This window comes from Streptomyces sp. NBC_00102 (genome assembly GCF_026343115.1).
Classification (GTDB): domain Bacteria; phylum Actinomycetota; class Actinomycetes; order Streptomycetales; family Streptomycetaceae; genus Streptomyces.
This window is the reverse complement of record NZ_JAPEMC010000001.1, coordinates 3,551,859-3,571,685: the sequence shown is the minus strand read 5'-3', so window position 1 is coordinate 3,571,685 and position 19,827 is coordinate 3,551,859. Positions and strand designations below refer to the sequence as shown.

20 protein-coding genes and 2 pseudogenes are annotated in these 19,827 nt (G+C 70.9%); 7 read left to right on the top strand and 15 right to left on the bottom strand.

All coding sequences use genetic code 11. The annotated features are described in order from the left end of the window. Positions 1 to 2 precede the first annotated feature (2 nt). The gene (locus tag OHA55_RS15915; protein ID WP_266706793.1) at positions 3 to 1,511 is read left to right on the top strand and encodes a flotillin family protein; all 1,509 of its coding nucleotides are present in this window, start codon (positions 3 to 5) and stop codon (positions 1,509 to 1,511) included. A 76-nt stretch (positions 1,512 to 1,587) separates the two neighbouring features. On the opposite strand, the gene OHA55_RS36515 is transcribed toward OHA55_RS15915, so the two are convergent. After that, complete coding sequence (locus tag OHA55_RS36515) at positions 1,588 to 3,354, bottom strand: hypothetical protein (RefSeq protein ID WP_323180420.1); 1,767 nt, start codon at positions 3,352 to 3,354, stop codon at positions 1,588 to 1,590. Between the two features lie 497 nt (positions 3,355 to 3,851). Here OHA55_RS36515 and OHA55_RS15905 point away from each other — a divergent pair, with 497 nt between their 5' ends. The 4 genes and pseudogenes from OHA55_RS15905 (at position 3,852) to OHA55_RS15880 (ending at position 5,872) form a co-directional block, all read left to right on the top strand. After that, on the top strand, positions 3,852 to 4,061 hold the full coding sequence (locus OHA55_RS15905) for a hypothetical protein (protein WP_266710699.1): 210 nt from the start codon (positions 3,852 to 3,854) through the stop codon (positions 4,059 to 4,061). Continuing rightward, complete coding sequence (locus OHA55_RS15900; RefSeq protein ID WP_266706791.1) at positions 4,039 to 4,560, top strand: DUF6879 family protein; 522 nt, start codon at positions 4,039 to 4,041, stop codon at positions 4,558 to 4,560. Before OHA55_RS15905 ends, OHA55_RS15900 begins: the two co-directional genes overlap by 23 nt. Positions 4,561 to 4,583: 23 nt before the next feature. Continuing rightward, a pseudogene (locus OHA55_RS36580) lies at positions 4,584 to 5,386 on the top strand (helix-turn-helix domain-containing protein). Between the two features lie 264 nt (positions 5,387 to 5,650). Further along, positions 5,651 to 5,872: a hypothetical protein gene (locus OHA55_RS15880; RefSeq protein WP_266706787.1), complete on the top strand. Its 222-nt coding sequence runs from the start codon at positions 5,651 to 5,653 to the stop codon at positions 5,870 to 5,872. A gap of 80 nt (positions 5,873 to 5,952) precedes the next feature. Here OHA55_RS15880 and OHA55_RS15875 read toward each other — a convergent pair whose 3' ends face one another. The 5 genes and pseudogenes from OHA55_RS15875 to OHA55_RS15855 all read right to left on the bottom strand — a co-directional run bounded on the left by OHA55_RS15875 (position 5,953) and on the right by OHA55_RS15855 (position 8,619). Next, on the bottom strand, positions 5,953 to 6,489 hold the full coding sequence (locus OHA55_RS15875) for a hypothetical protein (protein ID WP_266706785.1): 537 nt from the start codon (positions 6,487 to 6,489) through the stop codon (positions 5,953 to 5,955). Continuing rightward, positions 6,473 to 6,952: pseudogene (locus OHA55_RS15870) on the bottom strand (RNA polymerase sigma factor); the annotation flags it as partial. The gene OHA55_RS15875 and the pseudogene OHA55_RS15870, both read right to left, overlap by 17 nt. A gap of 71 nt (positions 6,953 to 7,023) precedes the next feature. Next, positions 7,024 to 7,698: a class F sortase gene (locus OHA55_RS15865; RefSeq protein WP_266706783.1), complete on the bottom strand. Its 675-nt coding sequence runs from the start codon at positions 7,696 to 7,698 to the stop codon at positions 7,024 to 7,026. After that, complete coding sequence (locus tag OHA55_RS15860; protein WP_266710694.1) at positions 7,695 to 8,132, bottom strand: Tat pathway signal sequence domain protein; 438 nt, start codon at positions 8,130 to 8,132, stop codon at positions 7,695 to 7,697. The genes OHA55_RS15865 and OHA55_RS15860 overlap by 4 nt, the downstream gene beginning before the upstream one ends. 148 nt (positions 8,133 to 8,280) lie before the next feature. Beyond that, positions 8,281 to 8,619: a hypothetical protein gene (locus tag OHA55_RS15855; RefSeq protein ID WP_266706781.1), complete on the bottom strand. Its 339-nt coding sequence runs from the start codon at positions 8,617 to 8,619 to the stop codon at positions 8,281 to 8,283. Between the two features lie 478 nt (positions 8,620 to 9,097). Between OHA55_RS15855 and OHA55_RS15850 the strand changes: the two genes are divergently transcribed. Then, complete coding sequence (locus tag OHA55_RS15850; RefSeq protein WP_266706779.1) at positions 9,098 to 10,567, top strand: tetratricopeptide repeat protein; 1,470 nt, start codon at positions 9,098 to 9,100, stop codon at positions 10,565 to 10,567. Positions 10,568 to 10,723: 156 nt separating this feature from the next. Here OHA55_RS15850 and OHA55_RS15845 read toward each other — a convergent pair whose 3' ends face one another. Further along, positions 10,724 to 11,002, bottom strand: coding sequence for a hypothetical protein (locus OHA55_RS15845; RefSeq protein ID WP_266706777.1), 279 nt, complete (start codon positions 11,000 to 11,002; stop codon positions 10,724 to 10,726). Between the two features lie 223 nt (positions 11,003 to 11,225). On the opposite strand from OHA55_RS15845, the gene OHA55_RS15840 reads away from it, so the two are divergent. Continuing rightward, complete coding sequence (locus OHA55_RS15840) at positions 11,226 to 11,372, top strand: hypothetical protein (RefSeq protein ID WP_266706775.1); 147 nt, start codon at positions 11,226 to 11,228, stop codon at positions 11,370 to 11,372. Positions 11,373 to 11,992: 620 nt separating this feature from the next. Here OHA55_RS15840 and OHA55_RS15835 read toward each other — a convergent pair. From OHA55_RS15835 to casA, 8 genes are all read right to left on the bottom strand, one after another. Continuing rightward, complete coding sequence (locus OHA55_RS15835; protein WP_266706773.1) at positions 11,993 to 12,907, bottom strand: polysaccharide deacetylase family protein; 915 nt, start codon at positions 12,905 to 12,907, stop codon at positions 11,993 to 11,995. 77 nt (positions 12,908 to 12,984) lie between these two features. Further along, positions 12,985 to 13,344 carry a type I-E CRISPR-associated endoribonuclease Cas2e gene (gene cas2e / locus OHA55_RS15830; RefSeq protein ID WP_266706771.1) on the bottom strand — a complete coding sequence of 120 codons (360 nt, stop codon included), beginning with the start codon at positions 13,342 to 13,344 and terminating at the stop codon, positions 12,985 to 12,987. Between the two features lie 16 nt (positions 13,345 to 13,360). Continuing rightward, entirely contained in the window at positions 13,361 to 14,356 is a 996-nt protein-coding gene (cas1e, locus tag OHA55_RS15825) for a type I-E CRISPR-associated endonuclease Cas1e (protein WP_266706769.1), read from the bottom strand. A gap of 5 nt (positions 14,357 to 14,361) precedes the next feature. Beyond that, positions 14,362 to 15,078, bottom strand: coding sequence for a type I-E CRISPR-associated protein Cas6/Cse3/CasE (gene cas6e / locus OHA55_RS15820; protein ID WP_266706767.1), 717 nt, complete (start codon positions 15,076 to 15,078; stop codon positions 14,362 to 14,364). Position 15,079: 1 nt separating this feature from the next. Continuing rightward, entirely contained in the window at positions 15,080 to 15,949 is an 870-nt protein-coding gene (gene cas5e / locus OHA55_RS15815) for a type I-E CRISPR-associated protein Cas5/CasD (protein WP_266706765.1), read from the bottom strand. Next, the gene (gene cas7e / locus OHA55_RS15810; protein WP_266706763.1) at positions 15,950 to 17,182 is read right to left on the bottom strand and encodes a type I-E CRISPR-associated protein Cas7/Cse4/CasC; all 1,233 of its coding nucleotides are present in this window, start codon (positions 17,180 to 17,182) and stop codon (positions 15,950 to 15,952) included. Next, positions 17,179 to 17,967 (bottom strand): type I-E CRISPR-associated protein Cse2/CasB, encoded by a 789-nt coding sequence (gene casB, locus OHA55_RS15805; protein ID WP_266706761.1) that lies wholly within the window; start codon positions 17,965 to 17,967, stop codon positions 17,179 to 17,181. The genes cas7e and casB overlap by 4 nt, the downstream gene beginning before the upstream one ends. Beyond that, positions 17,964 to 19,820, bottom strand: coding sequence for a type I-E CRISPR-associated protein Cse1/CasA (casA, locus tag OHA55_RS15800; protein WP_266706759.1), 1,857 nt, complete (start codon positions 19,818 to 19,820; stop codon positions 17,964 to 17,966). The genes casB and casA overlap by 4 nt, the downstream gene beginning before the upstream one ends. Positions 19,821 to 19,827: the final 7 nt, after the last annotated feature.

The following is a 19,827-nucleotide window of genomic DNA, read 5'->3' as shown; positions in this document are numbered from 1 at the left end:
ACATGAGTCCAGTCGTCATCTCCGTCATCGGCATCGTCGCCCTGTTCGTCCTTCTCGGCCTCGCCGTCGTGACCCGGTACAAAGTCGCCGGGCCCAGCGAGGCGTTCATCATCACCGGGCGCCGGGGCAAGAAGCACACGGATCCGGTCACCGGCCGGACCAGCATCGACAACACCGGCCAGAAGGTCGTGGTCGGCGGCGGCGTCTTCGTGGTGCCGTTCGTGCAGCAGCGGTACACCCTCGACCTCTCCAGCCGGCAGATCCCGGTGAAGGTGCGCGGGGCCGTCACCCTGCGCGGGGTCAAGGCGAACCTCGAAGGCGTCGCGATCGTCAAGGTCGGCGGCAGCGAGGACGCGATCCGCGCCTCCGCCCAGCGCTTCCTGCGCCAGCAGAAGGGGATCGCGGGCTTCACCCAGGAGGTCCTCTCGGGTTCGCTGCGCGCGATCGTGGGCCGGATGTCGGTCGAGGACATCATCCGCGACCGTGCCGCGTTCGCCAGTCAGGTCGCGGAGGAGGCCGAGGCCAGCCTCTCCGGCCAGGGCCTGATCCTGGACGCGTTCCAGATCCACGACATCACCACCGAGGGCACCTACCTGGAGGACCTCGGCCGGCCCGAGGCCGCGCGGGCCAAGCAGGAGGCGGACATCGCCGAGGCCAACTCGCGGCGGACCTCGGAGCAGGCCCGGTTGAAGGCGGCCGAGGACGTCGCCGTCGCCGAGCGGACGTTGTACCTGAGGCAGGCGGAGATCCGGGTGGAGACCGACGTGGCGGCCGCCAAGGCCAACGCGGCGGGCCCGCTCGCGCAGGCGGCACGCCAGCAGGAGGTCCTCCAGGAGCAGGAGAAGGTGGCCCAGCGCCAGGCGGCGCTCACCGACCGCGAGCTCGACACCCGGGTCCGCAAGCCGGCCGACGCCGCCCGTTACCAGGCTGAGCAGGAGGCCGAGGCCCGCCGGATCGCCAAGGTCAAGGAGGCGGAGGCCACCGCCGACCGCGCCCGTCTGACCGGTGAGGGCGAGAAGCTCCAGCGTTCGGCCCTGGCGGAGGCGGTACGCATCGAGGGCGAGGCCCAGGCCGCCGCCATCGCCGCCCGGGGTGCGGCGGAGGCCGAGGCCATGCGGAAGAAGGCCGACGCCTTCGCGCAGTACGGTGACGCGGCCGTGCTGCAGATGCTGGTGGAGGTGCTGCCCAAGGTCGTCGCCAAGGCGGCGGAGCCGCTGAGCGCCATCGACAAGCTGACGGTCATCTCCACCGACGGGGCGAGCCAGTTGGCCCGCACGGTCACCGACAACGTCGCGCAGGGCATGGAGTTGCTCACCTCCACGACCGGCGTCGACCTCGCCTCGCTGCTCAAGAACCTCACCGCCTCCCGGACCGGCACCCCGGCAGCCGCCGTCGCGGCCGGTTCCGAGGAGGCCGCGGAGTCCGCCGGGTCCGCCGGGTCCGACAGCGGCCGGAGCGGCAACGGCAAGGGCGACGGGAAGGGCGACGGGAAGATCGAGATCACCGACTGAGCCTTCCGCGCCTCCCGCGCCTTCCCGCACTCTCCCGCACCGGGTGGGGCCGTCCGCGTCGAGCACGCGGGCGGCCTCACCCGTTCCCGGTGTCCGACCGCTGCGCCGGGAGCTGCTCCGCAAGCCGTGCCGGGTGCTGCTCCGGAAGCCCTGCCGGGTGCTGCTCCGCAAGCCGTGCCGGGAGCTGCTCCGCAAGCCGTGCCGGGTGCTGCTCCGGAAGCCCTGCCGGGTGCGGGTCCTCGCTGCTCGCGCCGCCCGGCGTGGCGTACGCGGCGAGGCGGTCACGCCAGCCGCCGGTACCGTCCCCGACGAGCCCGTCCTCACCCCGAGCCCGTGCGGCAGCGGCACGTTGGGCCGCCCACAGGGTGTACGCCTCCACCTGCCGACAGTCCCCGCACTTCGTGTGACCCTCGTACGGCCTGAACATGTGCGGGTCGCCGGGCCCCTCGCACTCCACCAACGGCACCGTCTCCGGGACCGGGACCGGGACCGGGACCGGTCCGTCTTCCCCGTCCACGGCCCAGCCTCCTCCCGGAACCCGGACCACGTCCCCGGGCCGGTGCACACCCTGGGGACGCGAGGCGCCCGGCGCCACGGCTCCCGACACGGCACGCCCGCGGCCCGGTTCCGGGGGCATCTTCACCTCCAGCCGGTGCCGCAGGAAGCCGACGGCGGACCTCACCCCGTCCTGCGGCAGCTGCGAGCTGAGCACGTACCGCATGTCGTCCGCCGACACACCGCGCCGCAGCCACTCGGCCGCCTTGTCCACCAGCCTCCGCGCCTCGTACACCCCCAGGCGCAACTGCCGTGACTCCTTCGCCAGGGAGAGCAGCACCTCCTCCGCCCGCACCATCTGAGGCGTCCAGTCCTTCCCGCGCTCCTCCTCGGCGTCCTGCGCCCGAGTCGCCACGGGAACGGCCACGGGAACGGGAACGGCAACGGGAACGCGTTCGGGTACGGGCACGCTTTCGGGTTCAAGAACGGCGGCGGCCAGGGGCGGGTGTGCGGGTGCCGGTTCCGGTACGGGTACGGGTACGGGCGCGGCAACTGGCGCGACCACGGGCGCGGCTACGGGCACGGGTTCCGGCGTAGGCATCCGTACGCCCTGTACGGCCTGTACGGCCTGTCCGCCCTGCACGCCCGCCGGGTCCTGCTCGACCATCCACTCCGGCGGCTCCGACCAGAAGCCGCTGTCCGACTCGTCCTCCATGAGGGGGCCGTACTCGAACCGCCGCCCGAACGCCGCTCGTTCAGCGTTCGAACTGTCGATCACGCAGGTAGGTAGGGAGGTTGAGCGCGCCATCAGTTGTCCGTCAGGTAGGTAACCGCCGCCTCCCCGCCCCTGCCGATGACCGGGTACCGGACCCGCGTCACTCGGTCCGACCTGCGGCGATTCGCGCTCCCAGGGCGGCGGCCCCCCGGCCAGTCCCCACGTCGACCTCCGGCCCGGCCCCCGGTGGGTTCCCCCGCCACTCCCGCCCTCGGGCCCGTCTCCCGGTCCCTCGCCGGACCATTCCGTCTCATGCTCCCGGCTCGCCCAGACCGCCTTCGCCTCCTCCGGAGTGATCGGCGCGTTCGACAGGATCTGCGCGGTCGCCCATTTGCCTCGGGTGAACTGGTAGGACCACTCGTGGAGATATCCCTCGCGCTTGAGGAACCTCTTGGCCCTCGTGTACGGACCGTCGTCGATGCCGGCCGCCCGTGCGTAATCGAGCAGCGGCCCCATCAGGCCGACACGCGCCTCACTCGGGAGCCCCTCCACGTACAACACGATGATCTTCGCGTCACTGTTCATCCGGCGCGAGCCGACCAGTGACCTCGAACGCCGGTCGGTGTCCAACATCGGCGAGATAGCATGCCAAAGCATCCCTCTGGACCCTCTCTGTCCATGGTGGTGAAGGCCCTCGGTGCGGTGCTGAGTACACCTCCGGGGGCCGCACCATGCGCGCGAGTGCGCACGGAGCGTGATGACGCGATCACCGTACAACACCCGAATCGCCCCTACGTACATGAACGTGGGGCTTTGGTCACGACACGCCGAAACACCCCAACTGCCCCTTGGATTCCGTCATCCGACGGTTCATCAGTTCGAGCGGGGAGCGGGGGTGATCCTCGGTCCCGCCGGGGTTACTTCGCCAGGGCGTTCCCGAACTCGCTTCACGTACAGAGGTGCTGGGCCCGCATGCGGCATGCCGAACGGAGGGGTCCGGGGCGGATCGCACAGCCGCACGCACTCGTACGAGACGATTTCCCGTTCCGGAAACTCAAGCCTCTTGCGCCACACCCTGCCGCATGGGGAACATCTGGCAGGACATGACTGCGATGACTGGGGAAAAACCTGTGAGGGTCACCAAGCTCGTAAGTACGTGCGACTTGAAAGACTGCCCGACCATCTACGCCACCGACAGGGACACGCTGCTGGTACAGGGCGAGACACCGACCGATCACGGACTGGTGATTCCCGAGCACGAAACCCTGGTGGAGATTCCTACGCAACTCGTATTCGATCTGATCCGGAAGGGGCTTCGTGGAACCGAAGACTCTCGGTGAACTGTTCGACACGTTTGATCGGGAAGCGTTTCGACTGGAGACGCTGGCCGATTACAGCGGATCTGGAAACGTGGATGCTTATCAGGCTTTCCTTTCCGGCATGTCACAGCCTGACGACTACAACGAATCCTGGATCTCGGAACTCCGGAACCACACGCAGCGCGGCAGGCGCATCTATCGCGTCCACATCCTGTCTCGTCCGCTGACACCCTACTTGCGATTCGAGCTGGGGTGGGGATATCGGAAGAACGCGACGGGAGGCGAAGAATTCTTCATCCTCGACGTCACGGACAAACCGAACCCACTGACTGGAGTGGACGACTTCTGGCTCTTCGACGAGAGGACGCCTGTCGTCATGCGTTACGACGGTACGGGGGCCGTTACGGAACGAGAGACCCTCTCCCTGGACCGGACGCAAGAGTTCATCTCGCTCCGCGATACGGCACTGGAGCATGCGGAGCCGTTCCCCGCGTGGTGGGAGAAGCACGCCGGGTCGTGAACAAGGGAGAGTTGGGAGCAGCGCTGCGGGCGCTACGAAAGGCATCCGGAAAGGAAGCCAGGATCATCGCCCGCAGCGCTGTCATGTCTACGAGCAAGCTCAGTAAGATCGAGACGGGTAAGACGGCTCCGTCCTCCGCAGACGTTGAGCGCATCCTTACTGCGATCGGGGTGTCCGATGAGGTCAAGGCTGAGTATCTGGACGTTGCCAGGGCCGAAGCCACGGAGGCCGTAGCTTGGCGTCTGGTGCGTCGCCTGGGAGTGCACAAGGCTCAAGAGCAAACAAGATCGCTTGAGGCTCAGATGATCGTGCTACGCCTGTTCCAGCCCGCACTGATTCCCGGATTGCTACAAACACCCGAGTACATCCGGGCGATTCTCTCCCGGCACGACCTCGGCGAAGAAGTACTGACACGCACCATCAGCGCCAGAATCGAACGGCAGCAAATTTCTACGACTCGTCCAAAGAGCTGCATTTCATCATTACTGAACCCGTCCTGCGCTGGCGAATCGTCTCGGACGCCAGGATGGCGGAGCAGCTGGATCGCATTGTTTCCCTCTCTCGCCTCCCCGGCATGGATGTTGGCATCATTCCTCTGTCGGCCCGGCAGCAGGACATCGCCAACCATGCCTTTGTCATCCGGGATGACAGGACGGTCACGGTAGAAACGATCCCCGCGGAAGTCGTGGTGACCGATCCCCGGGATGTATCCCTGTACGTCGACAAGTTCGAACGCTTCTCATCCGTGGCACTTTCCGGCGACGACATGCGATCGATGCTGACGGAAATCCGGGATGAATTCTTGCGCGAACGGGAAACCGGCTAGCCCGAGCCGGCCACGTGAGGAACGATGGCCTTTCGGCAAACGGCAGAACGAAAGGCGCACAGTGAGTGGACCACGGCGTACGTCCATGAGTGAACCGGTGCATCTGGCACTTCCCCTGCCGACCCCGAAACCGGCGGCCGGCTGCGATGTGTGCGAAGCATTGGCCGTGCAGCGTCTGGCGGCGCGGGACAGGGGCGATCTGTCGGCGGCAACCGATGCTGATGTGGAAATCCGGAGTCACCCGCACAGGACGAGGCGTCCGCGGTGACACGGTCGATCACCCGGATCGTTCAGCACCGGATCGCGCAACACCCGGATACGGAAGTGACCTTCGAGGCGGAATGCCTCGGCTGCAAGTGGAAGGCGACGCCTTCGACGGACAGTGCGGCCGTGGATGTGGACTGCATGAGCCACACGGGGCGTAGCAACCATCGGGGCTTCCGCCGTATCTGCACGTCGTTCGCGGCGGTCGTCCGCGACGAGTGACCCACGGCCCCCCGGGGGCGGCGAGTATCCCTCGCTCATCGGCCCAGACCGGATGGCGGTGGTCAAGGCGGACAACGGCTCTACTGATCCGTCGAATTGGCCGCACTGGGGACAGTCGTCTGCGCCACCGCAGGGCCATGGGCGGATGCCTTGGTGGAGGGCGGGGGCGGGGCGAGAGCCGCCGACGTGGGTGTCGCCGGGACCGCGGAAGGACCGGTGGACGTCGGCACGGGCGAGGGCGTCTGCGGGGAGGCGGCCGAGGGCACGGCCGTCGCTTCGGACGGCGGCTCCGGCGGTGCGGTGCTCGGCAGCGGGTCGGCCGGGGGCGAAACCGGGGGCACCGGCGCCGTGGACGACGACGGGGAGGCCGGGGACGCGGGCTGTACCGGCGCGGCCGGACCCGCCGCCAGCCGGAACGGCAGCAAGGCCAATGCCGCCACGCCGCACGCGATGCCGACCATGGCGGCACCCCTGCGGTACCTGCGTCCGGCGGCGCTGCGGCGGATCTCCTCGTACCGTCCGGCAGGCGGACCGAGGCGGTCGTGGGTGGGCCGCAGGATGACGGCGAGCGGGTCGTCGGGCTCGAACTCCGGCTCCTCGTCAGCGCGAGTGATCAAGGCTTCTCCTCAGATGGGCGCGGAGCAGTTCGCGGGCCGCGTGAAGATCGGCCTTGACGGTCCCTTCCTTCCGCCCGGTCAGCGCGGACACCTCCCGGATCGGCATGTCCGCGTAGTAATGCAACAGGATCGGCACCCGCAGGCGTTCGGGCAACGACTGCACCATCATCCGCACCGAGGGATCGGCCGGCTCGGCGTGACCGCCGACGACCTCCTCGGAGATCGCCCGGCGCACGGCCTTGCGCTCACGCTCCAGCGAACGCCAGTGGTCCCGTACGAGGTTGGCCGCCGTCACGTAGAGGTACCCGCGCGGCTCGTCCACCGACGTCCACCGCGCCCAGAGCCGGGTGAACGCCTCCGAGGCGATCTCGTGCGCCGTCCCGTCGTCGTCCACCAGACGTCGGCACCACCCCGCGAGACGCGGATAGAGGACGGCGAAGAGCTCCGACGCGGCCTGATCCTGCCGACCGCGTCGGTCACTCCTGCCACTTCTCTCACTTTTCTCGCTTTTTTCGCTTCTCTCGCGGCCGCGCTTCACCGGGCTCCCGGGGTGGACGCCGTACCGGTCCCGGTGAGGGCGGCGAAGACGATCACGTTGTCCTGGTAGCCGCCGTCGCCGTCGCGGGCCCCTCCACAGGTGATGAGCCGCAGCTCCGGGCGGTCCACATTGCCGTAGACCTCCCGGGTGGGGAACTCCGCCTTCGCCACCGTCCGGGTGGCGAAGACGGAGAACTCGGCGGCCGTCGCGTCCTCCAGACGCACCACGACCCGGTCGCCCGCGCGCAGTTGCCCGAGGCGCCGGAACACCCCGTCGCCGTACGACCCGACCGTCACGTGTCCCAGCATCACAGCCGGGCCGAGCTGGCCGGGAGTCGGCCCGTGTTCGTACCAGCCCGCCCGGTCGTGCGCGGTGATCGCGGGCACCTCCACCGTGCCGTCCGCCGCCAGGCCGAGCCGGACGACCGGGGTGTCCACCCCGATCGCCGCAACCTCCAGCCTCAGCGGTAGCGAGCGCGCCAACGGCCTTACGGACGCTCGTGTTTGGGGCGCACCGGAGGCGGCACCCTTCGGCGGGGCGGGGGTGACGTCCGTCGCCGCACGTGCGTCACCCCCGCCGCGCGCACCGCCCCCGCCGCCCGCCCGGTCACAACCGGCGAGCAGCGAGGCCGCAGCGGCGATCCCGAAGGCCCGCCTGGAGTACGAGGTCACGCCCCGGCCGCCCCATTCACCCCGGCGACTCCGGCCATCCCGGTCGCCCCGGCCTGCCGCTTCCGGCGTACGAGGAACACCGCCACCCCCGCACCGAGCACCACTGCGGCGGCGCCCGTGCCGATCAGCGTCCCGTCACCGCCGCCCGACTGCCCGGCCGCCTCGCCGGTGTTCGGCGCCCCGACGGGCACAGCGGAGACCTGGGGGTCCTGGGCCGGGGCCGGAGCGGCGGTGGCCGCCAGGCTGGGCACCGCGCTCGGCGCCGAGGTCGGCGGCTGCGTGGCGGCCTCCGCCGGGGCAGGAACGGCGGAAGGCGCCTCGGAGGCGGTGGCCGGGACCGGGGCCGGTGTCCCGTCAGCGAACGCGGGACCGGCCACGCCGGCCAGCGCGGCGGCACAGGCAAGCGTCGTCAGGCTCAGGGCGGTCCGGCGCATGGGGCGCATGGGGCGCATTCGGCGCATGGGCGAGCTCTCCTTCGTCGTCGGCCCACCGGGACGGGCGGACCGGGAAACGGAACGTGCAGAGAGACGGGACCGCCGTACCCTGGGTTGCAAAGGAATGGCAAAGCCGCCGACAGCCCGGTCAACAGGACCCCGAATCCAGGTCCGTCGGGGCCATGTGGCGGGCCGCCGCCGCATACCGCGCGAGATGGTCCACCGCCTTCGCCAGCAACCGCAGATTGACCGCCGGATCCTGGCCGGGGTCCTGCGCCACGGCCCACGCGTGGCAGACCATGTGCGTCACGATCTCCCGCGCCCGGGAGTCCGCGAGCTGGGCGGCGTACGCGTCGGCCAGCGGCGCGTACGCGACGATCGCGCGGCGCAGGCGGGCCCGCAGCGCGTCCGCCGCCTCACCGGTCGCCCGCCCCCGGGCCAGATCCAGGGCCAGCTGCACATCGGCTGCCAGATCCGCGCGGCTCACCGGTACACCCGTGTTCGGCGAACCGACGTACGGCGGAACTCCGTACGTCACCCCGCCGTACCCGATCCCGCCCCCGCTTCCCCCGTACGCCTGCCCACCGTACGAACCGCACATTCCGGGCGGAGTGCAGGGCCCCTGAGCCGCCCCGGACTTGCCGGTATCCCCCCTGCCGCCGACACCCTCCGCCCCGCCGCTCCCGCCGCTCCCGCTGCTCCCACTCGCCCCGCTGCTCCCACTCGCCCCGTTGGCTCCACTGGTCCCAGTGTTTCCGCTCGTCCCGTTGTTTCCGCTGGTTGCGCTGGCTGAGCTCATTGCGGACTCACCTCTTTCGGTGCGAAGGGTGGATCTGAACTCCCGGAGGGATGGCGTTCAGTGAACCCCCGAGCACGCACAGTGAGGAGATGCCAGGCTGTGGGCCACATGTAGTCCCGCGTAGGCCAGGCCGGGAGGACCGCCCTGGTGAAGGAGTGAGCGCAAGGTGCCCGAATCCCAGGAGATCGGCGAGCTGATCCGCCAGGCGTGCGCGGCACGGGGCTGGGGTCCGACCAAACTCGCCCGGGAGTTGGGAATCGCCGAGGGGCGCGGACCGAACGGTCTCGACCGCCAGTCGGTGCGACGGTGGATGGCCGGCCGCCGCAAACCCGACTACTGGCTCCCGTACATCGCCGACGTACTCGGCCTGGACACCGACCCGCAGCACCCCACCCCGTCCGTGCCCGCCACCCCGGCCGTGCCCGCCACCTCATTCGTGCCGGCCCCCCCATTCGTACCCACCACCCCGTTCGCACCCACCACATCGTTCGTACCCACCACCCCGTCCGTGCCCGCTCAGCGCTCGGACTCCCGCCCCCTTGCGGGTCTCGATACCGTGGCGTCAGTAGTCGAGTTGGGGAGGAACGACGTGCTTCGGCGAAACTTCCTGGCCGCCTCGGGCGCCCACGCTCTGGGCGCGTTGAACCTGCCCGACCCGGAGAGCGTCACCCGCCGTACCAACCGCGCAGGCGGCGTACGCGTCGGCGCCGGCGAGGTCGCCGCCGTACGCCAGATGACCCGCGCCCTCGGCGACACCGCCGCCGAACTCGGCGGCGGCCACGCCCGACACCTCGCCGTCCGCTACCTCACCGAGGACGTCGCCCCCTGGCTCGACGGCACCTACACGGAGGCCATTGGGCGCGAGTTGTTCGCCGCCACCTCCCAACTCGTGCACCTGGCGGGCTGGATGGCCCAGGACGAGGGCAACCAGGGCATGGCCCAGCAGTATTACGCCCACGCCTACGGCCTCGCCGTCGCCGCAGGCGAAGCCGAACTCTCCGCAACAGCTCTACGGGGACTGGCCGTTCAGGCGATCGAACTCGGACCCAGGTACGGCGCCATGGCGCTCCGCCTCTCCGAACGCTGCGTCGACAGTGCCAAGGCCCTGGACGATCCGCGCGCCGTCTCGTACTTCCAGACCACCCTCGCCGACGCCGCCGCCCTCGACGGCGACCACCGCCTCGCCACCCGGGCCCTCACCGCCGCCCAGAACGCGATCGAGAAGACCCCCGACGCCGCCCCCGGCGAATCCTGGGCCTCCCACTTCAGCATCGGCCGATGGGCCCACCACTCCGGCATGATCCTCGCCCGCCTCGGCGACCTCGACAGCGCCACCGGCCACCTCCGCGAATCCCTGGAGATCCACGGCATCGACCGCCGCCGCAGCCGCGCCATCATCCTCGCCGACCTCGGCCAAATTCACCTCAGGCGAGGTCACTTGGATGCCGCCCTCGCCACCTGGACGGACTTCCTCGACTGCGCGGACGGCATCCGCTCCGTCAAGGTCACCGAAGCCACCGAGGACATGCGCACCCGCCTCGACAAGTACCGCAAGGTCCCGGGCGTCGAGGAACTCCGCTCCCGCGCCGAGAGCGTCGTGGGGGCGGGGGCGGGGGTCTCGGCGGGGGGCGGGTGAGGCGGTTCCGGTCCGGGCTTGGGGGCCGGATTCCGGGCCTCCAGGGCTCCGGGTCTCCCGGTCTCCCGGTCCGGGCCTCCGGGCCTCCGGGCCTCCAGGCCTCCAGGCCTCCGGGCCTCCAGGCCTCCGGGCCTCCGGGCCTCCGGGCCTCCAGGCTCAGGCGCTCCTGCGGCGAGTCCCTGCGGAACCGAGCGCTGCCGTCGGAACCGCCACCAGCAGCGCCCAGCCCATCCGCTGCGACTGCTTGGAGGCGCAGGCGGATTCCGCCCGTTCGTCCATCGACCCGTGCGAGGTGCCCCAGTCGTTGCCGAGAACGGAGTAGCACTCGGAGCGGGGGAAGCCCGAGCTGATGTCCGGCGCACTGGTGAGCAGCCACAGAATCACACCGAACCCGACGCACGCCAGGAGCCATATGAGCGCGATTGTTCTAGTCATGCCATGACCGTACGACACGGCCCGAGCGCGCGGCGTGCACGGGCGCAACTAGCCGCGCAGGCAAGGAAGGAGCCCCCTTCCTGACGGCGCCTACGGCGGCTGAGGCCGAGTTGAGTACCCGTACTCACGCCCCTGCGGGCCTGGGACCCCAAAGTGTGGGTGTGGCTCGGGCATTCAGGACACGACGTCCGACCAACCTGGCCGCGCCCGAGGGGGAGGCGAGATGACATCTCGGAGTCGGACCGGCATCCGTAGGCTGCTCAACCACGCCCTGACCTGTCTTCTGGCCGTCACGGCCCTCGTCGCCCTTGCGCTGATCGCATGGGCCATCCTCGTCACGCTGAGCGGCTCGAACCTCGGCTTCGTCTGATAGCCGCGACCATCCCCGCATGTGCGAGGAGCACAACACCGACGCGGCGCTCGCCGCGACCCGCACGGGACCATCCCCACATGTGCGGGAAGCACTCGACTGCGAGGTCTACCCGAACCTCTTCGTGGGACCACCCCCGCATGCGCAGGGAGCACTTCGACCGCTCCACCAAGAACGGCAGGAGTCGGGGACCATCCCCACGCGCGCGGGGAGCACTTCCTCGTCAACCCCTCCCGGATCGCCACGCAGGGACCATCCCCGCACGCGCGGGGAGCACCTGGCGCTGCAAACCGTCGCCTCGATGGACGAGGGACCATCCCCGCACGCGCGGGGAGCACGACGTGAAGCTGGAGTGCGCCGCCGGGCACGCGGGACCATCCCCGCACGCGCGGGGAGCACTCTTCCTGACCTGGGCGTTTAGTCGGCCGTTAGGCTCAAATCTTCCAACTTCGCCGACTCCGACAAAAGCGGCGTATCGCCCGCCATCACCTCGCCCATCGCTCTCGCGGCTTCAACCGTGCCAACTCGCCCTTGGTTCACCGCAGTCCCCCGCCGCCTCACAACGTCGACGGCCACGCCCCAAGCCTCCAAGTCCAGTCGACCGCTCACCGGCCGCGCACTCAACTCCCCCAGTAGTCTGCATGGTTCCGCTCCCGCCACACCCGCCGCACCTCCGCGTAATCGACCACCCGGATGTCCTCCTCCGCCAACACCTCACGCGCCTCCGCCGAGACCAGGAACTCGTAGTCCGTGCGCCGGACCCGCCAGCCGTCGTCCAGGGCTCGGGACTCCAGGGTGCCGAGGCTCGGGTGGATCGCCCATTCGTTGAGACCGGGCGGCAGCTCGCGCAGGAGCTGGGCGTAGCGGGCCGGTTTGCCGTCGAGCGGAAGGGAGTAGCTGTCCAGGAAGTCGTTCTCGCTGACCGGCAGTCGGCGTCGGCGCATGGCAGCGCGGGCGGGGGCCAGCCAGGCCCGGACGGCGAGGCCGTACTCGCCGGCGAGGGACACGGTGAGGTCGAAGATGTCGTCGCGGCCTCCGTCGGCCAGGCAGTGGAAGTCCAGGTGGGTGGGGGTGAGGCCGGCGGCGGCCACGGTGTCGATCTGGGCCCGGAACTCCCGCTCCACGTCCTCGATCCGCGCTTGGGCGAGGAGCGCCGCGCGGCCTTCGGGGGTGGGGGCGAACAGTCTGCCCGCCGGGTCCAGCAGGGACGGCGCCTTCTCCTTCCCGGCCATCGGGCCCCAGGGGTTTCCGGGCATCTCGCAGACCATCGTGAGGTGCACGCCGAACGGGATCTCCGGGCGCCTGCTCAGTCGCCGCATCGCGTCCGGAGCGGCCGGGCACGGCACCATCAGGCTGCAGGAGCCCGCGATGCCCTGCTCGATCGCCTCCACCACCGCTTCGTTGATCGCGGAGTACATGCCGAAGTCGTCGCAGTTGACGATCAACAAGCGTGCGCCGGGCGGGTGTCCGAGAAGCTCAGCCGCGCTAAGGAGGCCATCGGTACGGTTGCCGGGGGTGACGCTCGTATCGTTCATGTCCGCAGTGTGCCGCCGCCCGGCGGGAGGGGAAGCGGCGGTCCCGGCACCCCGGACCCGCCGCCCGGTCCGGCTCCTCATCCGCCGCCGAACCGGCGCCGTTTCGACGCCTTGCTCCAGCCCTTCGCCGGAACCACCGGCTGGGCGGGGTGCCGGGCGCCTCCCTGCTTCGGCCGCAGCATCAGGGTCAGGCCCTCGTGGTCCACCGGGTGCCACTTGTGGTCGTGGGTCTCGAAGGAGTACCCCTGCTCGCTGTCGTCGCTGTACGCGAGGAGCGCACGGCCCTGTCCGGAGAACTGGCTTACCTCCGCCCAGAGTTCCGCCCGGACCCGGGCCGAGGGCCCGCCGAGGAAGACACCCGGCGAGATCTCCAGGAGCCATCGGGTCAACAGGCCCCGCAGCGACACAGGGCAGTTGGTGAGAATGATGACGGTCACCGTGCGAACACCGCCCTCACCAGGTCATCTCCTCGGTGGCGTAGTTCCGGCCCGCCTCCACCTCCGCGCCCCCGTCGGAGAGCAGCACCACCCGGTCCGCGTCCCCGCCGAACTCCGCCGTCACGGATCCGGTGCCGCCCGCGCCGCTGCCCGACGCCCCCACCGACAGGAGCGCCTTGATGTCCCGTACACAACGGTCCATCAGACCCTGCTGGTTGATCGCGTCCCGCAGCGCCCGGCGGGTGCGCGACCCGACCTCCTCGGGGCTCTCCGCAGCCACGTCGAAGGCGAGCGGAATGCCGATCTCCGTCTTGTACAGGTCAGCCACGTCCATCACGAAGGACAGCTCGTGCCCGGAGTGGACGAACCCCAGAGCCGGTGAGCAGCCGAGCGCGGCGACGACGGCGTGCGCGACCCCGTACATGCACTGGGCCGCCGCCGTGATCGCCTGGTTGGGGGCGTCACCCGCGGTGAAGTCGCCCGGGGTGTAGTGCCGTCCGCGCCAGGGCACACCGGTACGGGCCGACTGGGCGCGGTAGCAGTCGCGGAGACGGATGCCCTCCCGGCCGAGGAGTTCCTTGCGGGTGAGCCCCGCCGGGTCCTCGTCGGGGAAGCGGAGCCGGTACATCGCGCGGGCCACTCCCAGCCGGGTCCGCTGGTTCGCCCAGGCGACGGCCTGCGCCTCCATGAGGGCGGCGGAACGGGACAGGGCACGGCCGGCCGCGTAGTACCGGACGCCCCGCTCGCCCACCCAGACGACGCCCGCACCGCATTCGCCGAGGATCTTCATCGCCTCGTGCGTCACCCGCGTCCCCGGACCGAGGAGCAGGGTGCCGATGGTCGCCGAGGGGATGTGCCGGACGCCCTCGGCGTCCTCGGCGGTGATCGCGTAATCCTCGCGGTGGACCGTGCAGCGTTCGAGGTAGACGAAGGAGACCCGGTCGCCGACCCGGTTGAGGTCCCGGGGCGAGGACAGACTCCTCGTACGGAGTGAGGAACCCGAAGAACCCACCGCCCTCACCCGACCGGCGCGAGGGTCATCAGCCCGCAGCCGTACGCCTTCGCCTTGCCCAGACCGCTGGTCAGGGTGTTGACGAAGATCTCCGGCTTGGTCACGCGGAGCCGGCCCTCGTAGGTGACCGTGCTGATCGTGACGGGGGCACCCCGCTGCGCGCCCTCGTCGGCGGTGCCCTTCGTGAAGGCCAGGCCGCGGAAACCGTGCACCGTCACCTGGTGGGCGTCCCCGAACCCCTGCACCCGGTTCCCCTCCGGCTTCTCCATGATCTCGAAGCCGTTCGGTTCCTGGCGTTGCAACAGCCAGCTCAGCTGGTGGCGTTGGGTGATGTGCGCGGTGCGCTTCGTCTCCTCGCCCTCCTTGCGACGGATGCTGTGGACCGGGTTGGCGGTGAGCCGGAAGGCCCAGGTCGAGCCGGCGCCGATACCGCCCAGGAACGTCGCGTAGTCGAACGTCCGCCACCCCGGTTCCTCAGCCGCCGGCCAGCCCGCCTGCTCCACCAGATGGGTGAGGTCGGGGCGGGTGGGGCTGGTGAGGAAGAGGAGCACCTCGGCGTTGGAGTTGTGGTCGACCCGCCAGAGCACCCGGGGGCCCTGCCCGGCCGGCGGCGGCGCCTCGGGAAAGGACGCCATGACGGCGGCGTGCAGTCGCTGCGGCGAGGCCAGCAGCCTCCGCGCCCCGGTGCGCGCTGTGTTGATGCGAAAACGCGTGAGATACATGTCAGAGGCCCTCCCTGTCCGTCCTTGTCCGTTCGGCTGTCCGTTCGGCTGTCCGTTCCTCCGCCGCCGGGACCACTGGATGCCCGCCGGGGGCCGTCACCTCCACCGCTCCCACTCCCGCTACCGCTCCCGTCAGCGATGCCGTCGGGTCGTGCGGCGGAAGCGTCGCGGGGCGCCGGTTTTTCGCCGGCCGGCCGTCCGGCCGGTGCCATGGATTGCGTACGCGTACGGGCGCCGAGACGACCGTGCGCAGCCCGTACCGCCGGTGGGCCGGATCGAAGCTGATCGGCTGGTCCCGGAGGCTGCCCTCGCCCGGTCCGTCCCCCGGCTCGCCCTCCAGGAGCGCCGTCAGCTCGACCGTCGCCTCCGCGGCCCACCGCCGCTGGTACCACGCGCTCGCCTGCCACTCCTCCGCCGCCAGCGCCTCCACCACCCGGACGTCCTCGTGGAGACCGAGGTCGATCGGGCCGCTGGGCGGGCAGGACCGCCTGCCGAGGAACGGCAGGAAGACCGGTGCGCGCACGGCGTCCCGCAGCCGTACGAGCAGCTCGGCATCGCCCGCCACCGCCGCGACGAACACGGCGTCGGAGAGGTAGAACCGCTCCGATACCGGCATGGACTTCTCGGTGTCCGGGTGATGCGCGGTCTGGAAGTCCCGCACCCGGGAGCCCGGTTGATCGATGCGTACGCCGAAGCGCAGGGCCGCGAGATCGGACAGGTCACTGTGGCGCGGGCGGCCGAGAGCGGACGCGAGCAGGCCGATCACCCCGCTCTTGGTCGGCGCCGACTCGGTCGTACGACGGGCGAAACGGGCCGAGGAACCCCACGCCTGGAGCGGCCCGGCGAGCCGCAGGGTCAGCACGCTGCTCATTCACACGCCGCCCAGCCGGCTTTCGACCGCGTTGCCCACCGACTTGACCAGCCCGTCGAGCGAGAGCTCCTCGCCCAGCCCGGCCAGCGCCTGGGTGGCGGAGCCGACGCGCACGACCCACGTACTGCCGGGCGCCCCGGCGCCGTACGCGCGCTCCACCTCGGGAACGTACGCGGCCAGAGCCCGGCAGGCTCCCTCCAGATGCCCGCCGGTGACGTCGGCCGTCACCGGCTTCTCGAAGGCGCCGACGAAGCTGACCGGCCGCGCGGTGCGGAGCTTGACCACGACCGCGTCCGGGAGGGTGTGGTTGGCGAAGGTGTTGATCTTCCCGGTGGGGATCGAGTTGACGAAGGCGTGCACGAACGCCTCGACCGCCCGCCGTACGGGCTCCGAGCCCGGCCTGTCCTCGTCGAGCCCCGCGCCGAGGTTGTCCCGGAGACGGTCCACGTCCAGGGCGGCGTAACGGTAGAGAGTGGCCGAGTTGAAGTCGACCGTACCGATCATCCCGGCGCCGGACTCGCTGTCGGTGTTCCGGTCGTCGACGGCGGTGAAGTAGTCCGACTCGTTCTCCACGGCGTGCACGCTGAGGGCGTGCGCGACCTGGGCCGCCGCGTCCACGTTGATGTCGGCGGCGTCCGCGACCATCCGGCCGAAAAGCGCGATGTCCACCGAATGCCGGCTGTCCGCCAACGCCCGCGCCCGCGCCTTGATCTCCTTGTCCGCGAAGAAGTCCTTCAGCTCCCGCTCACTCCCCAGCCCCTCCACCGCCAGCTCGGCGAGACCGTCCAGCTGACGGGAGCTGAGGAACATCAGGTACAGCGACTCCGGGGCGAGCACCGCCTCCTCGTCACCGTCCTTCGCGTTCTTCGCCTTGCGCTTGGGAACCTCGACCTTGGAGCCCGTCGCGACCTTGATCGTCTCGGCGGCGAAGGCGAGCACCAGCTCGTCCGCCCGCGCACCCTCGGCACCCGCCGTCCCCCCGAGCGAAGGGTCGAGCCGGCCGATCCGCTCGGCGAGCAGTTCCACGACCTTGCGGGTCCGCACGCCCAGTTCGCTCGGGTCGAGCAGTTCACCGAACGCCCTGCGGGTGGACCGCTTCCACGCCTGGCTGGACACGCGCGAACGGCGCACCCCGCCGTAGACGGCGGTCTTGGGCGCCCCGGTGTCGTCCCGGTTGAGGTTGCTCGGCGGGACGGTCTGGAGGACGTGTACGTCGATGATGGTCCGGGTCACGGGCGGAGGTCCTTGTCGGTCGGAGTGGCGGAGGACGGAGTGGTGGCGGAGGACGGAGTGGCGGGGGAGGCCGGGGTGGCGGAGGCCGGGGAGACGTCGGCGCGGTCGGCGGCGTCGCGGTCGGCGGTCCCGGGCTGGGCCGGCGGCCGGTACTGGTGGAAGCCGCGCCCCCAGGCGCGATGGATCTCGGCGCGCCCGCCCGGGCCCTGCCAGCGGTAGAGCTGGCGGGCGAGCTTCGCGTAGTCGAGGGCGATGCCGTCCCGGCGGAACAGCAGCACCAGCTCCCGCAACCGGGCGCCGAGCGCCTCGACCGTGGGGGCCGAACCGGCGCGGACGAACCGCTTCCGGACGGGCTCGTCGATCTCGCCCGCCGTCATGAGGCGGCGCACCGCACCGCCGACGTCCGGGCCGCCCCGCACGTGCATCGCGGTCTCCGGGTGGGACTGCTGGTGCAGGGCCCAGAGCGTGACCGCCAGGTGCACCGCCTCCTCGGCGCGCACCACGTCGCCCTCGCCCCAGCCCGTGGTGTCGATCTTCTCCATCCCGATGAGACCCCACAGGTCGGAGAGCGACCCGGCGGGCTTGCCCGCGCCGCGCCGGATGCGGGCCAGCGCGGCCACGGCGGCGGGCGCGTCGTCGCGGTAGCCCCGGTACAGCGGGATCACATGGGCATGCACCGCCTCGCCGACCCGCTCGGCCCTGCTCCTCGGCTCCGCCGGTGCCTCGGCCGGGGCCCGAGCGGGCTCCTGCCGGGGCAGCACCGGCTGCTGCTGCGCTGTGGTCACGTGCGAACCTCCGAAACGGTCACGTCGGCGTCCGTCCCGCCGACGGTGGTGTCCTGATCGGCCCGCACGGAACCGACCCTGGTGTCCTTGGAGTCCGGGCCGCCGCGCGGGCCCGGACCGTCCTGGGCGCGGGCGCCGTCCTCGGCATGGGCCTGGGCGCGGGCGCCGTCCTCGGCCTGGGCGTGGGCCTGGGCTTGGGCAGCCTCCTGCGGACCGTCCCAGGCGCGGGGCAGTGCCCTGCCGAGGCGGAAACGGAAGAGACGGTCGGCCCTGGTGTCGTCGAACCACTCCGGGCCGCGCGGGGTATCCACCATCCGCCCCTCCCAGGTCGCCGCGGTCGCCGCGTCCAGGAGGTCCCGGCCGAGCCGCTCGACGGTCCGGTACGCCACCCGCTGCCAGTCCGTACGCGCCCGGTCCAGATCGACACCGGCCACCAGCCCCCGCAGCCACCGGCGGTACGGGCCGTCCAGCGCGCCGTACCCCTGGTCGCGGGCGGCGTCCCGGGACACGGCCCGGTCCGTCCCGGCGGCCTGGGCCAGATCGCCCGCGAGATCACCCAGTGCGTTCACGGCGTTGTCGGCATCGGTGACGGCGACCACGGCCGTACGGGCGTACCGGAGATCCTCACCGTGCAGAAGGACCAGGGGCAGCGTGACCCCGTCGTCCACCAGCTCGTCGATGACCGACTGCTGGGTGCCGTACCGGGCACCGATCGTCCTCGCCCGGATCAGCCCGTCCGGGATGAACCCGCGGTGGAAGAGCGCGGAGACCCACTCCAGCACCACCGGCCGTACACTCTCGGGCCCTTCCTTCGCCCGGCCCCCGGAGAGCGGCGCGCCCGCGAAGAGCAGGCTCTCCAGCCCGCGCCAGGCAGCCTTGGCCGGATCGTGCTCGCGCGGCATGAACACCTTGGGAAGGCGGTGCTTCTTCTCCTGCGGCTCGCTGCGCCGCCACCCGGTCATCGGCTCGGCCCGGTGCTGATTGCGCGGAGGGAGCGGGTCGCCGTACCCCAGCACCACGCCGTGCACCCCGGCGCCGTCGTGGTGGAGCCGGATACGGCGCGTCTGCCAGGTGTAGAGGTCGCGCGGGCCCGTGGGGCGCGAGACCATCTCCGACTCCTTGCCGGCCCCGGGCCCGCTCGGCACTCGGCACCAGGCGGGAACGTCCTCCTCGTCGACGTCCAGCAGGCCGGCGTCGGTGGCCACCAGGTTGAGCAGCAGGGTCCGGCGCAGGTCGTCCGCCTCGGCCATCACACCGCCGAGGTTCCCCGCCCAGCCGACGCCCTGCGGATACCCCCGGCCCCCCTTGACCCGGACGTCCCCCACCGCACCGGACTTGATGCCCGAGGTGTCGTACGCGTGGGCGTGCACCACCCAGCGCGCGGCCTCCGCGTAGCTCAGCCGCTCCACGGACGGCATCCGCATGCTGAAGAAGGGATCACCGTTGGGAACATCCGCCACGATGCGGTTCAGCGCGGCGACTTCGTCCTTGGACGTACGTAATCCGGCCACCTGGAAGAAGGGCGCCACCGGATGGAGCAGATCGAAACGATCGCGATGCTTCTCCAAATAGACAGAAACGGAATCGAACGAATTCTCGTCCTCCCAGAGAGCCCGCCAGCGCCTGATACTCGTGGGCCCATCGACGGCATCATGGAGAATGGCCAAAAGAAGTCGCACCAGGGCGAATTCCTGCGTGGGCACGTCACCGACCAGCCGCCGCACCCGTCCCGCTTCGGCGAACAGCTCACGCAGCGAGAACTCCGCCGACGAACCATCGGTGAGCTGAACGGGCAGCCACGCCTCCGTCACCAGGTCGAACGACCGTACTCCCGCGTCGACTTCCCTGTCCATCGGTCCC